Annotated in this window: 13 protein-coding genes and 1 pseudogene; 11 read left to right on the forward strand and 3 right to left on the reverse strand. The window is 70.1% G+C overall.

Translation table 11 applies throughout. The features are described 5' to 3' along the window. Window positions 1-44: 44 nt before the first annotated feature. The gene (locus ACSHWB_RS39565; RefSeq protein ID WP_439658436.1) at window positions 45-986 is read left to right on the forward strand and encodes a glycosyltransferase; all 942 of its coding nucleotides are present in this window, start codon (window positions 45-47) and stop codon (window positions 984-986) included. Here the strand turns inward: ACSHWB_RS39565 and ACSHWB_RS39570 are convergent. Then, window positions 970-2,100, reverse strand: a complete 1,131-nt coding sequence (locus tag ACSHWB_RS39570) for a helix-turn-helix transcriptional regulator (protein ID WP_439658437.1) — start codon at window positions 2,098-2,100, stop codon at window positions 970-972. The genes ACSHWB_RS39565 and ACSHWB_RS39570 overlap by 17 nt on opposite strands. 103 nt (window positions 2,101-2,203) lie before the next feature. On the opposite strand from ACSHWB_RS39570, the gene ACSHWB_RS39575 reads away from it, so the two are divergent. Then, window positions 2,204-2,671, forward strand: a complete 468-nt coding sequence (locus ACSHWB_RS39575) for a cupin domain-containing protein (protein WP_439658438.1) — start codon at window positions 2,204-2,206, stop codon at window positions 2,669-2,671. A 9-nt stretch (window positions 2,672-2,680) separates the two neighbouring features. Beyond that, complete coding sequence (locus tag ACSHWB_RS39580; protein ID WP_439658439.1) at window positions 2,681-2,998, forward strand: hypothetical protein; 318 nt, start codon at window positions 2,681-2,683, stop codon at window positions 2,996-2,998. 4 nt (window positions 2,999-3,002) lie between these two features. Here the strand turns inward: ACSHWB_RS39580 and ACSHWB_RS39585 are convergent, their stop codons facing one another. Beyond that, on the reverse strand, window positions 3,003-3,431 hold the full coding sequence (locus ACSHWB_RS39585; RefSeq protein WP_439658440.1) for a DUF3995 domain-containing protein: 429 nt from the start codon (window positions 3,429-3,431) through the stop codon (window positions 3,003-3,005). Window positions 3,432-3,492: 61 nt separating this feature from the next. Between ACSHWB_RS39585 and ACSHWB_RS39590 the strand changes: the two genes are divergently transcribed. The 5 genes and pseudogenes from ACSHWB_RS39590 to ACSHWB_RS39610 all read left to right on the forward strand — a co-directional run bounded on the left by ACSHWB_RS39590 (window position 3,493) and on the right by ACSHWB_RS39610 (window position 6,344). Beyond that, window positions 3,493-4,050 (forward strand): TetR/AcrR family transcriptional regulator, encoded by a 558-nt coding sequence (locus ACSHWB_RS39590; protein ID WP_439658441.1) that lies wholly within the window; start codon window positions 3,493-3,495, stop codon window positions 4,048-4,050. 50 nt (window positions 4,051-4,100) lie between these two features. Further along, the gene (locus tag ACSHWB_RS39595; RefSeq protein ID WP_439658442.1) at window positions 4,101-4,496 is read left to right on the forward strand and encodes a GntR family transcriptional regulator; all 396 of its coding nucleotides are present in this window, start codon (window positions 4,101-4,103) and stop codon (window positions 4,494-4,496) included. Window positions 4,497-4,594: 98 nt separating this feature from the next. After that, window positions 4,595-4,917: pseudogene (locus tag ACSHWB_RS39600) on the forward strand (ATP-binding cassette domain-containing protein); the annotation flags it as partial. Between the two features lie 33 nt (window positions 4,918-4,950). Then, complete coding sequence (locus tag ACSHWB_RS39605; RefSeq protein ID WP_439664749.1) at window positions 4,951-5,388, forward strand: hypothetical protein; 438 nt, start codon at window positions 4,951-4,953, stop codon at window positions 5,386-5,388. Next, window positions 5,376-6,344: an ABC transporter permease subunit gene (locus ACSHWB_RS39610; protein WP_439658443.1), complete on the forward strand. Its 969-nt coding sequence runs from the start codon at window positions 5,376-5,378 to the stop codon at window positions 6,342-6,344. The genes ACSHWB_RS39605 and ACSHWB_RS39610 overlap by 13 nt, the downstream gene beginning before the upstream one ends. Window positions 6,345-6,391: 47 nt before the next feature. Here ACSHWB_RS39610 and ACSHWB_RS39615 read toward each other — a convergent pair whose 3' ends face one another. After that, complete coding sequence (locus ACSHWB_RS39615) at window positions 6,392-6,811, reverse strand: ATP-binding protein (RefSeq protein WP_439658444.1); 420 nt, start codon at window positions 6,809-6,811, stop codon at window positions 6,392-6,394. 358 nt (window positions 6,812-7,169) lie between these two features. Here ACSHWB_RS39615 and ACSHWB_RS39620 point away from each other — a divergent pair, with 358 nt between their 5' ends. From ACSHWB_RS39620 to ACSHWB_RS39630, 3 genes are all read left to right on the forward strand, one after another. Beyond that, window positions 7,170-7,946 carry an ANTAR domain-containing response regulator gene (locus tag ACSHWB_RS39620; RefSeq protein ID WP_439658445.1) on the forward strand — a complete coding sequence of 259 codons (777 nt, stop codon included), beginning with the start codon at window positions 7,170-7,172 and terminating at the stop codon, window positions 7,944-7,946. Window positions 7,947-8,052: 106 nt separating this feature from the next. Continuing rightward, the gene (locus tag ACSHWB_RS39625; protein WP_439658446.1) at window positions 8,053-12,555 is read left to right on the forward strand and encodes a HAMP domain-containing protein; all 4,503 of its coding nucleotides are present in this window, start codon (window positions 8,053-8,055) and stop codon (window positions 12,553-12,555) included. Further along, complete coding sequence (locus ACSHWB_RS39630; protein ID WP_439658447.1) at window positions 12,552-14,843, forward strand: SpoIIE family protein phosphatase; 2,292 nt, start codon at window positions 12,552-12,554, stop codon at window positions 14,841-14,843. Before ACSHWB_RS39625 ends, ACSHWB_RS39630 begins: the two co-directional genes overlap by 4 nt. The last annotated feature ends 10 nt before the right edge of the window (window positions 14,844-14,853 follow it).

Here is a 14,853-nt window from a genome sequence, read left to right on the forward strand (position 1 = left end):
AGCTCGGTTTCCCCGCTTCCGAGCACTCCGAAGGAGCCTTCCCGGTGAAGATCGCGTTGGTGTCCCTCGATGCCAGTCCCCTGACGGCTGATGTCGACGAGCTGGCCGCCGCACTTTCCCGGCAGCGCCACGAGGTGAAGGTGTACGCCGCCGACTCCGGCCCGGCGGAGTTCGTCGACGAGCTCGTCGCGCGGTGGCAGACGAGCAAGCCGGATGTCGTGCACTCGCTGTCGTGGAGTTCCAATCTGGTGAGCTCACTGGGCGCGCGCCGGGCCGGAGTCACCGTCGTGCAGACCGCACACGAGACGGGCAGCCACATCACACCGGACGACTACGCGCTGTACCACTCGGCGGGCGCGATCATCGCCACGACCGAACTCAAGGCCGCCGCACTGATCAACGCGGGGGTTCGCAGGTCCCGCATCTGCGTGGTGCCACCGGGCGTGAACACCGAGCTGTTCCAACCGGAGGACTCCGAAGAGCCCCGCGTGCCACCGCACCGCGTCGTGTGGCTGGGAGAACCGTTGCCGGGCAACGGTCCTGGCATCGCCGAGCTGATGCCGGAAGTCGAGTTCACGACCATCGGGGGTTCGGCCGGCAGCCGTGCGGCACTTCTGCGGTCCGCCGACGTCGCCGTCTGCACTGGCGTGTCCGCCGAACAGGAAAACCTGACCCTGGAAGCGATGTCGAGCGGTGTTCCGGTCGTCGAGTTCCTGCGTGGCGGCCCCAGCGACATGATGGTGCACGCCATCACCGGACTGCACGTGCGGCAAGGCAGCGTGCTGCGCCTGGTCCGAACCCTGCGCTCACTCCTCGCCGCTACGACACAGCGGACGCTGCTCGGCATCGCCGCCCGCGACCGGGCGTGCGTCCGGTACTCGTGGGACCGCATCGCCGACGACGTGCTCCACAGCTACGACAAAGCGCTCAGCTCACACCCGGTGCCGCGGCAGCGTCCGGTGGAGGTGGTCACCTCGGGGAGGTGAACGGGCCACCGCGCAACGGCTGTCCATTCACCGCGCGACGTTCGTTGTCCCTCACCCGAGGCTCGTAGTGCGTGAAGAAGATCTTGCCCACGAGGTCGCGCCTGCTGCGCACGCCCGTCTTGTCGAACACGCTCTTGAGGTGCTGCTGCACGGTGTGGGCCGACACGACCAGCGCCGACGCGATCTCCGTGGTGGAGTCGCCCTGCAGCACCAGCCGGGTCACCTCCTGCTCCCGCTCGGTCAACCCGTACGCGGACATCAGCAACGGTGAGATGCGGGCAGGATGAGCGAGCTCGACGATCACCGCGGCGCGCCGCTCCCCCGACGAGACGAGGCTCGCGCCGTGCAGCACCACCCATCGGCCCGACCGCGACAACACCCGTGACATCGCCACCTCACCGGGATCGCCCGGATCCGGCGCGGACCGCAACGCCCGCACCGCCACCGCGAGCACCGAGGACGGCAGGCGGCCGGCGCCACCGTCCGGGAGGTCGTCGAGCCACCGCTCGGTTCCCGGCGTGACCGACTCGACCGCGCCGTTCTCCCGCAGCACCAGCAGACCGGGCGCCTCGGGCCGTTCCGGGTCCTGGGCCTCGCCCACCAGCAACGCCCGGCGCGCACCCTCGGCCAGATGCGGTGCGACGGCCCGGACGAAGGCCAGTTCGGCGGCGTCGAACAGCGGCCGTCCCGGTTCCCGGTAGAGACCGACCGCGCCCCACACCTCGCCGGAACGCGTGCGCAGCGCCGCGATCATCTCCTGGTCGGCGCCGTACTCCATGTTGGCCCGCCATCGCGGGCTCGTCGACGGGTCGCCGCCGGTGGCGTCGAGCAACGTCGACACGCCGTCCGCCGACCGGCTGACGTCGGTGAGCTTGTGCACGTCGTCGGCGAAGTACTCGGCGGTGAGCCACTCCTCCGGGAACTCCGGCAATCCCTCCTGGAAGTGGCTCGTGATCAACAGGGACGCGGGGTCCACTGTGTACCAGCAGGGCGACAGGTAGTGCGGCACGGCGTGGCCGAGCACGTCGGACGCCTCGCGCCAGAACGACACGAGGTCCAGCTGCCTGCCCGCCAGCCGGGCGATCTCGCTCCCGGCCCGCCGCATCGCGTCCATCGGAGCAGCCTACGAGCGTCCCCGCCCGCGAGAAATACCAGAAACCTGGAATGGGCTCCGGCCGCGTCCGCTCCTAGCTTCGAGTGAGGACGAAGGAGGACCCATGACCACGATCCTGACCGCGGGCACCGGCGAGATCACCGGTGACCCGGCCGCCGTCACCGACAGATACCTGATCAGCTGCGACCGGTTCGCGCTGGTCGAGCACGCGATGGCACCCCGAGCGCTCGCCGCGCCCGTGCACCGCCACAGCCGTGAGGACGAGTACAGCTTCGTGCTGGAAGGCCAGGTCGGCGTGCTGCTGGGCGAGGAGGAGATCGTCGGCCGGCCTGGAGACCTGATCTTCAAACCGCGCGGCCAATGGCACACGTTCTGGAACGCGGGCGACGAACCCGCGCGCCTCCTCGAGATCATCTCGCCCTCGGGCCTGGAGAACCTGTTCCGCACCCTGGGCACGATGACCGAGCCGCCCGACCCGTCGGCGCTGGCGGACATGGCGGCGGAATACGGCTGCGACGTCGACTTCGCGGCCACCGGCCCGCTCGTCGAACGCCACGGACTGCTGTTCTAGGCGGAAGTCGTGCCACCCCAAGGCGCACACACCCCGGAAGAGCTGGACTACCTGCTGGAGGACGCCGCCCTGCTCCGCGACCGGGCGGCGCTGTCCCTGCTGTTCGAACGGGACGCTCTGTGCGTCCTCGACGGACACCAGGTCCGAGGCAACCAGTTCATCACGACATCGTTGCTGGAGAACGGTTATGTCGCCGCGCCGCGGCACGTCCTGCAACGCGGCGGCACAGCGCTCGTCGTCGGTGCGAGCGCCGTGCACGTTGCCCACCGAGGCGAGAAAGGCTGGCGTTTCACCATCTCCCTGCTCCTGCCCGCCGGGTGCCGATAGGTCGTCACACCGAACTGGGGCCGAGCACCGCGATGGCGGCACAGGACACGGCGAGGACCAGACACAGCGGCGAGTAGTACCGCCGATCGAGCAGCGCGAACTCCGTGTTCCTGCGGGACGACACCACCAGCCCGCCCACACCGCGCAGCGCCAGCACCGCCGCCACACCGAGCGTGCCCGCCAACGAGAGCCATCCCGGCCCTGGAGCGGTGACCAGCCCCGCGCGGGCGACCACGAGGTAGCCGGCCACGCCGAGCAGCAACGCCACGACTCCGGTCAGTCCGGGCGTCGGCAGCTTCTCGACCGGCACGTCGACCACTCGGCGGGCGAACTCCTCACGGGTGCGCAGCGGCCACGGCGAGAACATCCACACGACGTGCAGTGCTCCGACCAGCGTCAGCGCAGTGGCGGTGAACAGGGCCAACACGGTCATCGAGACCTCCACAACGTTCCATACAGACCTGTATGGTCGTCCGTACAGTACTGTATGGAAGGTGGCGAAGCCCCGACTTTCGAAACAGGACTGGCTTGCCGCGGCGCTGACCGCGCTGGCAGAGGGCGGGGTCGGCGCCGTCGCCGTCGAGCCGCTCGCGCAACGGCTCGGCGTGACCCGTGGCAGCTTCTACTGGCACTTCGCCGACCGGAACGCACTCCTGCGCGAGGCGCTCGAGTGGTGGGAACAGCAGGGCACAGACGCGGTCATCGAACGGGTCACGGAGATCGCGGACCCGAGGCAGCGGATGCGCACGCTCTTCCGCGTCGCGATCACCGAGGACCCGACCAGCGGGCTGGAGCCCGCGCTCGTGGCGCACGCCGACGACCCGGTGGTCGCACCCGTCCTGCACCGCGTCACCGAACGCCGCTTGGCGTTCCTCACCGACGGATACACCGAACTCGGCCTGCCGCCCGCGAAGGCACGACATCAGGCGGTGGTCGCCTACGCCGCCTACGTCGGGTGGGTCCAGCTCCGGCGAGCCACGCCGTCGGCGGTTCCGGAGATCACGGACGACCCCGACGCGCTCACACACCTCGTGGAGCATCTGACGTCCTGACCGCCTTTTACTGCTTTACTATGGTGCTAGTAAAGCAGTGAGGGGCTACCGTGTTCGTCTTCCGGCTCGACACCCACTCCGGCGTGCCGCCGTACCTGCAGCTCGTCCAGCAGGTCCGCCAGGCGGTGCTGCTGGGCTTCCTCCACCCCGGTGACCGCCTCCCGCTCATCCGCGAGGTGGTCGAGGACCTGGCGATCAACCCGAACACCGTCGCCAAGGCGTACCGGCAGATGGAGCAGGAGGACCTGGTCACCGGCAGGCCCGGCCAGGGCACGTTCGTCAACGAGCAGCAGTCGGCCGCGATGTCGTCGTCGACCTACACGTCGCTGCAGCGCGGCCTGGCGACCTGGTTGCGCCGCGCCTACGCGGCAGGCCTCGACGAGCAGGCGGTCGACGCGCTCTTCACCTCCGTGCACCAGCAGACGAGGAACGAGGGCGTGGCGTGACAGCGACCGAGTTCGCGCTGCGCACCGACGGTGTGGGCAAGCGGTACCGGAAGGCCTGGGCGCTGCGCGACTGCACGCTCGCCCTGCCGGCCGGCGGTGTGATCGCCCTGGTCGGGCCGAACGGCGCGGGCAAGACCACGCTGCTGCGCCTGGCCGTCGGGTTGCTGACGCCGAGCACCGGCAGGTGGAGGTCCTCGGCCACGACGTCACCGCCAGCACGCCGCACACGCTGTCCCGGATCGGGTTCCTGGCCCAGGACCACCCGCTGTACAAGCGCTTCACCGTCGCCGAGATGCTCCACTTCGGACGGGCCTGCAACCTGCGGTTCGACCAGGGGCTGGCCGAGCGCCGGTTGGCGCAGCTGGACATCCCGCTCGACCGCAGGACCGGCACGCTCTCCGGCGGGCAGCAGGCCCAGGTCGCGCTGGCACTGGCCCTGGCGAAGCGGCCGGACCTGCTCGTCCTCGACGAGCCGGTGGCCAGCCTCGACCCGTTGGCGCGGCACGAGTTCCTGCAGGTCCTCATGGGAGCGGTGGCCGAGGACGGGGTGACCGTCCTGTTCTCCTCCCACGTCGTGCACGAGCTGGAGCGCGTCTGCGACCACCTGGTCGTGCTCAACAACGGCCGGGTCACGCTCGCCGGCGACATCGACACCCTCCTCACCGAGCACCGGCTGCTCGTCGGTCCGCGCACCCCCACCGACCTCGACCGGGCCGGCTCCGTCGTGGAGGCCGTCCACAGCGACCGGCACACGACCCTGCTGGTGCGCGACGGCGCGATTCCGGCCGCACCTGGATGGCAGGCCCAGCCGGTGTCGCTGGAGGACCTGGTGCTGGCGTACCTGCGCCGGCCGAGCGCGGACACGCCGGAGGTGACGGCATGCCGTGGTTGATCTGGCGCCAGCACCGGACCGAGGTCTGCGTCCTGGGTCTGCTCGTCGGCATGTTCGGCGTTGCCCTGCTCGTGCTCGGGGCGCAGGCCCACGACCTGTTCCCCGGCGGTCCCGCCCGGTGCGCGGGAGAGGCCCGCGTCAGCGAGGCCTGCACGGCCTCCTTCCGCCGGCTCGACGACGAGTACGGGTTCGTCGAGAACCTCCTGGCGGCCTTCTACGTGGCCCCCGTCGTCATCGGTGCGTTCCTCGGCGCGCCGCTGCTCGCGCGTGAACTGGAGGACGGCACCTGGCAGCTCGCCTGGACGCAGGCCGTGCCGCGGATGCGCTGGCTGACGGCCAAGCTCGTGGCACTGGCCGGCGTCACGGTCGCGCTCACCGGGATGTTCACCGCGGTGCTCACCTGGTTCCGGCAGCCGTTCGACGCGTGGGAGGGGCGGTTCCAGTACGACGCCTTCGACCTGCAGGGACTGGTCCCGGTCGCGTACGCGCTGTTCGCGTTCGGCGCCGCCACCGCCGCCGGGGCGATCCTGCGGCGCAGCCTGCCCGCGTTCGGCGTCGCGTTCGGGGCGTTCCTGGGCGCCCGGATGCTGGTGGCGCTGCTGGCGCGTCCCGCGTACGCCACGCCGCTCACCGCCACGGCGCCGGTCCCCGTCCGCGGCTCGAAGGACCAGGCGCAGCCGCCCGGCTTCGCCGACTGGGTGATCGAGCACGGCTACGCGGACGCCACCGGGCGCAGGCTGAGCTCGACCGAGTACTACGAGCTGGAGGACGCCGCCGAGCGGGCCGGCACCGACCTCGACCAGTTCCTGCACGCGCGGGGCGTCCAGCAGTTCGAGGTCTACCACCCGGCCGACCGGTTCTGGACGTTCCAGCTCATCGAGACGGCGTTGTTCGTCGCTGTCGCGGCGGTTCTGATCGGTGTGGTGGTGCGGCGGGTACGGCGCCGGGTGATCTAGGGCCAGCCGGCTCGACCACCGTGGACGGTCCTCTTCGGACGAGCGGGCTACGAAGGCGGACCGGCAGCGGTGCAGCGCAGTCTGGCGTGGACCGTCTTCCCGCCTCCAGGGAGCCCACGCACGCCCCAGTCACTAGCCACCTCGTCGACCATCACGATGCCCCGGCCACGCGAGCCGTCCAACCGCGAGCGGCCGCGAACGGGTCTCTCCGGCGACGAGTCGTCGACCTCGACCGTGATCTCCCCCCGCGCCTCGTCGCGCAGCAGCCGCAGCCGGCCCGATCCCTGCGTGTGGTCCAGCACGTTGCTCACGAGCTCGGTCACCACGAGCAGGACGTCGTAGCGGTCGTCCTCGTCGACATCGGACAACGCGCCGGTGATACGACCTCGCAGCAGCGACAGGTCGGCACCACACTCGATGGCCAGGTCGAGCACCAACGAGGTGGAGTCCTCGCCGACGGCAGTCACTCGGGCGCCTCCGCAGGTCCGCTGGCCGGTCGCCACGAAGCTACATGTGCGCTCCCGGTACGTCGGTACCGGATTGAGATGGACCGGAAACGGGCGAGATCGCTTGAGTTGCACGAGAGCGGGGTACTGAAGGATCGCCGTGCACGCGTGCACGCACTGGAGGACCATCTTCGGGTGGTCCGGCCTGGACCGGTGACCGGACGTTGAACACTCCAGCGTCCCGTTACCGGTCCAGGTTCTGGGTGAGCCGTCCTCGCCCGATTCCCTTCGCCGCCGGTCTGTGGCCGTACGATGCGCTGAACGTGCGTCAAGCAGCCGGCGCCCCGAACTCCACCTGGATGGCGAAGGGTGCCGCGGCATGACAGACGGTGCACAAGGACAGGAACCTTCGGTCGACGAAGAGCGTCCTGACCCGCTGGTGCGTCTCGACGAGACCGCGGACGCGCTCGAGTTGCTGCGTGAGGTCTTCACCGGTGACGAGCCGTTGGACGAAGCGCTCCAGCGGCTCGCGGAGACGGCGACCAGGGCCGTGCAGGACGCTGACGCCGTGACCGTCACCGTGATGACGCCCGAGCATCCGCGCACGGCCGCGACGACGGATGCCCGCCTGATCGAGGTCGACGAGAAGCAGTACAGCGCCAGACGCGGGCCGTGCCTGCAGTCGGCGCAGACCCTGGAACCGGTCCGTGCGGTCGTGGGCGAGCACGTCGAGCTGTGGCCGGAGTTCGAGGCCGCGGCCGGCGAGGCCGGTGTCCGCGCGTACCTGTCGGTTCCCGTCGTCCTCCCCGCGTCGGACACCGCCAAGGCGCGGCACGTGGGAACGCTCAACATCTACAGCTACACGGCGACCGCGTTCGACCCGTTCGACGAGGGCCTCATGCGGCTGTTCACCACGGCCGCGTCCGCCACGATCACCAGCGCCCAGCGGTGGCAACGCCTGCGCGACCAGCTCGAGCACATGGAGCTCGCACTCCAGTCGCGCGCCACGATCGAACAGGCGAAGGGCGCGCTGATGGCCGTGCACTCGTGCACGGCGGACGAGGCGTTCGCGATGCTGGTGCAGCGATCCCAGCACGAGAACATCAAGCTCCGCGACATCGCCGTCGACCTTCTCGACAAGGTCCAACGGACCTGAACGACCTCGTCGTTCCAGTAATCTCGATCGAGTTCACGAAGGCGCGCTTGAGCACACAGGTGTGTCCTCTCCCCCTGGGTTGCGCCGTGCCGTGGAGGCAGCAGGAATGAGTGGTACCACCACTACGCCGAGAGCCGTCGACCTGCCGGAGCTGCGGCAACTTCTCGCGGGCCTCACCGCCGTGCGCGACGGAGACTTCGGGATCCGTCTGCCGGACGACTCCGACGGGCTGCTCGGCGAGATCGCCACCGTGTTCAACGGCATGGTCGACCAGCTGTCGCAGTTCACCTCCGAGGTCACCCGCGTCTCCCGCGAGGTCGGCACCGAGGGCAACCTGGGCGGGCAGGCGGACGTCAAGGGCGTCTCCGGCACGTGGAAGGACCTCACCGACTCGGTGAACGCCATGGCGGGCAACCTGACCAGCCAGGTCCGCGACATCGCCCAGGTCGCCACGGCGGTGGCGCGCGGCGACCTCAGCCAGAAGATCGACGTTGACGCGCGCGGCGAGATCCTCGAACTGAAGAACACCGTGAACACGATGGTCGACCAGCTCAGCTCCTTCGCCGACGAGGTCACCCGCGTGGCACGCGAGGTGGGCAGCGAGGGCCGGCTCGGCGGCCAGGCCGAGGTGCCGGGCGTCGGCGGTGTGTGGCTGGACCTCACGAACTCCGTGAACTTCATGGCCGGCAACCTGACCGACCAGGTCCGCAACATCGCGCAGGTGACCACCGCCGTGGCGCGGGGCGACCTGAGCCAGAAGATCACGGTCACCGCGCGCGGCGAGATCCTCGAACTCAAGAACACCATCAACACGATGGTCGACCAGCTCAGCTCCTTCGCCGACGAGGTCACCCGCGTCTCCCGCGAGGTCGGCACCGAGGGCGCGCTCGGCGGCCAGGCCGACGTGAAGGGTGTCTCCGGCACCTGGCGCGACCTGACCGACTCGGTGAACTTCATGGCGGGCAACCTGACCGCGCAGGTGCGTTCCATCGCCCAGGTCGCGACCGCGGTCGCCGGCGGTGACCTGAGCCAGAAGATCCGGGTCGACGCCCGCGGCGAGATCCTGGAACTCAAGAACACCATCAACACGATGGTCGACCAGCTCAGCTCGTTCGCCGACGAGGTCACCCGCGTCTCCCGCGAGGTCGGCACGGACGGCCGTCTCGGCGGTCAGGCGGACGTGAAGGGCGTGTCCGGCACGTGGAAGGACCTCACGGAGTCGGTCAACGTCATGGCGGACAACCTCACCGCGCAGGTGCGGTCGATCGCCCAGGTGACGACGGCGGTGGCGAAGGGCGACCTGAGCCAGAAGATCCGGGTCGACGCCCGCGGCGAGATCCTGGAGCTGAAGGAGACCATCAACACGATGGTCGACCAGCTGTCCGGCTTCGCCGACGAGGTCACCCGCGTGTCCCGCGAGGTCGGCACCGAGGGCAACCTGGGCGGTCAGGCGACCGTCCGCGGTGTCTCCGGCACGTGGAAGCACCTGACGGACAACGTGAACGTCATGGCCTCCAACCTGACCAACCAGGTGCGGTCGATCGCGCAGGTCGCCACCGCCGTCGCCCGCGGCGACCTCAGCCAGAAGATCACCGTCGAGGCCAAGGGCGAGGTCGCCGCGCTGGCCGGCGTGATCAACACGATGGTCGACACGCTGTCCGCGTTCGCCGACGAGGTCACCCGTGTCGCACGTGAGGTCGGCACCGAGGGCATGCTCGGAGGCCAGGCCCGCGTGCCGAACGTCGCCGGCACCTGGAAGGACCTCACCGACAACGTCAACTTCATGGCGAACAACCTGACGAACCAGGTGCGCAACATCGCCCAGGTCACCACCGCGGTGGCGCAGGGCGACCTGACGAAGAAGATCGACGTCGACGCCCGCGGCGAGATCCTAGAGCTGAAGACCACGATCAACACGATGGTCGACCAGCTGTCGAGCTTCGCCGCCGAGGTGACGCGCGTGGCGCGCGAGGTCGGCAGCGAGGGGCGCCTGGGCGGCCAGGCCGAGGTCGAGGGCGTGTCGGGCACGTGGAAGCGGCTCACCGAGAACGTCAACGAGCTCGCAGGCAACCTGACCCGGCAGGTGCGCGCCATCGCCGAGGTGACGAGCGCGGTCGCCGAGGGCGACCTGACCAGGTCGATCACCGTCGTGGCGTCCGGTGAGGTCGCCGAGCTCAAGGACAACATCAACTCGATGGTGGAGTCGCTGCGCGAGTCCACCAAGGCCAACCAGGACCAGGACTGGCTGAAGTCCAACCTGGCCCGCATCTCCGGTCTCATGCAGGGCCGCAGGGACCTCGCCGTGGTCGCCGAGCTGATCATGGACGAGCTGACCCCGCTGGCGTCGGCCCAGTTCGGCGCGTTCTACCTGGCCGACGACGCCGACGACCGGCCGGAGCTGCGGCTGATCAGCTCCTACGGTCACCCCGACGACGACGCCAGGCCCACCCGGTTCCGGTTCGGGCAGTCACTCGTGGGCCAGGCCGCCCGCAGCCGCCGCATCATCGCCGTGGACGAGATGCCGGGCGACTACATCGCCATCACGTCCGGGCTCGGGCGGACCACGCCGGTGAACCTGGTCGTGCTGCCGATCGTCGTCGAGGACCAGGTGCTCGGCGTGATCGAGCTGGCGTCCGTGCACCGCTTCACCGACATCCACCGCGACTTCCTCGAACAGCTGATGGAGACCATCGGCGTCAACGTCAACACCATCATCGCCAACGCCCGCACCGACGAGCTGCTGGCCGAGTCGCAGCGCCTCGCCTCCGAACTGCAGAACCGGTCGGGTGAGCTGCAGAAACGCCAGGAGGAACTCCAGTTCTCCAACGCCGAGCTGGAGGAGAAGGCGGCCCTGCTGGCCACCCAGAACCGCGACATCGAGGCGAAGAACCTGGAGATCGAGCAGGCGCGCCAGGAGCTGGAGACGCGGGCGCGGGAGCTCTCGCTCGCGTCGAAGTACAAGTCGGAGTTCCTGGCGAACATGAGCCACGAGCTGCGCACCCCGCTCAACAGCCTGCTGATCCTCGCCCAGCTGCTGGCCCAGAACCCGAGCCGCAACCTCACCTCGAAGCAGGTCGAGTACGCGGGCATCATCCACTCCGCGGGCTCCGACCTGCTGCAGCTGATCAACGACATCCTCGACCTGTCCAAGATCGAGGCCGGCAAGATGGACATCACGCCGGAGCGGGTGTCCCTGCGGCAGCTCCTGGACTACGTCGAGGTGTCGTTCCGGCCGCTCACCTCCCAGAAGGGCCTGGGCTTCCAGATCACCACCGCTCCCGGCACTCCCCCGGAGCTGGTCACCGACGACACGCGACTGCAGCAGGTGCTGCGCAACCTGCTCTCCAACGCCGTCAAGTTCACCGAGACCGGCGGCGTGGAGCTGCGCATCGAGCTCGCGGACCCGGACCAGCTGCCCGCGGGCGTGCGCGAGCACGGGCCGGCGATCGTGTTCCGGGTCCGCGACACCGGCATCGGCATCGCCGAGCACCAGCTCGAGTCGATCTTCGGCGCGTTCCAGCAGGCCGACGGCACGACCAGCCGCAAGTACGGCGGCACCGGGCTCGGCCTGTCGATCAGCAGGGAGATCGCCTACCTCCTGGGCGGCTCGATCGCGGCGGAGAGCACGCTCGGCGCCGGCAGCACCTTCACCCTCTACCTGCCGGTGCACCGCCCGGACTTCCCCGAGCTCACCCCCGGGGCATCAGGACAGGAGGCGCTTCCGGTGGTTCCGGCGCCGGCCGCCGTCACCGCGCACCGGCGCAGGCTGCTGGTGATCGAGGAACGACCGAAGGGCCTGCTCTCGCTGGTCGCGCAGAGCGCGGTGAACGACCTGTCCGCGAGCGACGATCCCCGCGGCCCGGTCGACGTCGTCACCGCCGCGGGACAGGTGGAGGCGGCGGCCGCGCTGGCCACCGAGCCGTGCCACTGCGTGGTGCTGGAGCTCGACATGCCCGACGAGGCGGCCCTGCGGTTCCTGGAAGCCCTCGACGGCGATCCGGCGGCGGGCGCGGTTCCCGTGCTGGCGCACCACAACCGCAGGCTCCCGGCCGCCTACGAGCGGCAGCTGCTGGAACGGGGCGGCTCCCGCCAGCTGGAGCTGCTGTCCAGTTTGGACGAGCTGCGCGAGCGGATCGCCCTGCACCTCAACGCCAAGGGCCCGCAGGACGTGCTGCCGCTGGTGCGGCCGGAACAGCCGAGGCCGCCGATGCCGGAGCAGGCCAACGGTCAGCTCGCCGGACGGACCGTGCTCATCGTCGACGACGACGCCCGCAACCTGTTCGCGCTCAGCAGCATCCTGGAACTGCACGGCGTTTGCGTGCTGCACGCGGAGAACGGCAGGGAGGGAATCGAGGCTCTGGTCGGGCATCCGGAGATCGACCTCATCCTGATGGACGTGATGATGCCGGAGATGGACGGTTATGCCGCGACAACGGCGATCCGCGCCATGCCCGACCACGAACGGCTGCCGATCATCGCGGTGACCGCGAAGGCGATGCCCGGTGACCGGGACAAGAGCATCGCCTCCGGCGCGAACGACTACGTCACCAAGCCGGTGGACGCCGACCAGCTCGTCTCCTGCGTGCGGCGTTGGATGCGACCGCGGTGACGACCGACGAGGTGGGCGTCGACCGGCTCGCCGGCACGGTCGAGCGCCTGCGCCGCGAGCTCGACGAGAGCCGGTCCGCAGCCGACAGCCGTGCGGTCGTCGAGCTCGCGAAGGGTGTGCTCGTCGAACGGCTGCGCTGCGGTCCTGCCCAGGCCGCCGAGCAGCTCGCCCTGCTCGCCGAGCGTGCGGGTACCACCCAGCTCGACCTCGCGGTGGACATCATCAACGAGGCGTCCGGCGACCGGTTCGGCGTCGTGCCGGCCGAGCCGGCGGACGAGCAGGACAACGGCGTCGAGGTCCGTCTCCGGAAAGCCCAGAGCGGCGCCCTTTCCGCGGACGACACCCAGTCCGTCGCCCGGTCCCTGTTCGCGCACGCGCTCGCACCGCTGGGTGCGACCGCGGTGGCGATCTGGTCCGCGGGCGCGGACTCGTCGCTGAACCTCGTGGGGCACGCGGGTTTCGCGCTGGGTGAGGCCCAGCGCTGGCACTACGTCCCGCCCGGCGTGGCGACGCTCGCCCGGCGCGCGCTCAACGAACGCAGCGCCGTCTGGATCAGCGACCTCGGCCAGTCCGGTCCGCCGTCGATCGGCGCCGGCCTGCCCGGCCGCGTCGCCGTCCCCGCCGGCACCGGCGGCCGCATCACCGGTGTCCTGGAGATCTGCTGGCCCAGCGCGGTCGAGCCGCAACCGCTGAGCGTGCGCAAGCAGGTGGAGGCACTGGCCGAGCTGTGCGCCTCGACCCTCAACGTCACCGAGCCCGCAGGGCACGTGCTGTCGGCACCGTCCGAGCTCGTGGACCTGGCGGACGGACTGCTCGACCCGGCTCTCGTGCTGGGACCCGAGATCGCGGCGAACGGCGATCTGGCCGACTTCCGGGTGCACCACGTGAACGGCCGTTTCGCCGACCTCGCGGGCAGGCCACGCGACGCGGTGGCCGGAAAACTGCTGCTGGAGGCCTATCCGCTGGCCGCGGCCGAAGGCAACCTGTTCGACAAGGTCGAGCGCGTGCACGCGACCGGTGAACCGTTCCGCACCGAGCGCATGACCCTGGCGGCACTCGTCGACGACGTGCCCCTGGCCGTCAACGCCAACGTGAGCATCACCAGGCACGGCGTCCTGGTCCTGGTCGTGTGGCGGGTGCACGACGAGACCACGCGCCTGGCGAACCTCCTGCAGCACGCGCAGCGCCTCGGCCGCATCGGAGGGTTCGAGGAGGAGCCGCACCAGGGCAAGGTCATCTGGAACAGCCAGCTGTACGCGCTGTACGGCCTGCGCGTCGACGAGGATCCCGTGCCGCTGGCCGACATCACCGCCCACGCCCACCCCGACGACCTCGCCTCCCTCAACGGGTTCCTCCGCAACGTCCTGCACCACCACCGGCCCGGATCCGCGGCCTTCCGGCTGCAGCGCGCCGAGGGCGTGATCCGGCACGTCCGCGTCATCGCCGAACCCGTGCTCGACGAGCACGGCTCGTTGATCTCCGTCCGGGGCGCGTACCAGGACGTGTCGGCGCAGCACTGGACCGAGGTCGCGCTGTCCGCGGCGAAGGACCAGCTCGCCATCACGGCGCAGGAGATGGTGGAGCGCAACAAGCTCACGTTGCAGCTCCAGCAGGTGATCATGCCGCCGACGCACCCCACGATCGACGCCTTCGGCCTGCGCGTCGCCGTGCGCTACCAGCCCGCTGCGCAGGAGGAGATGGTGGGCGGTGACTGGTACGACGCGATCGTGCTGCCGTCCAAGCAGATCCTGGTGTCCGTCGGCGACATCACCGGGCACGGCATCAAGGGCGCGACCGGAATGGTGGCGATGCGCAACGCCCTGCGCGGTCTCGCCGCCACGGGCGCCGGGCCCTCGCAGCTGCTGCACTGGCTGAACCTGGTGGCCCACCACCTCGCCGACAACATCATCGCGACGGCGATCTGCGGAATCTACGACCCGGCCACCCGGATCCTGCGCTGGGCTCGCGCGGGCCATCTGCCGCCCGTGCTGGTCAGGAACGGGCAGAGCGAGTTCCTGCCGGCGCTGCGCGGCGTCCTGCTCGGCGCGGTGGCCGAAGTGTCCTATGAGGAGGGTGAGCTGCGGCTGGAGCAGGGCGACACCCTGGTGCTCTACACCGACGGGCTGGTCGAGCGCCGGGACATGCCGCTGGACGAGTGCCTGGAGCTTCTCCGCTCGTCGTTGCAGGACAACGACAAGGGACTGGACGACCTGCTGGACGACCTGCTGGCCGCCAGCGAGTCGAACACGGACGACGACACCTGCGTCGTCGGCCTTCAGCTCCCCTGAGCCGGCTGAG

Origin of the sequence: Lentzea sp. HUAS TT2 (genome assembly GCF_051853195.1) — a bacterium.
GTDB lineage: Bacteria > Actinomycetota > Actinomycetes > Mycobacteriales > Pseudonocardiaceae > Lentzea.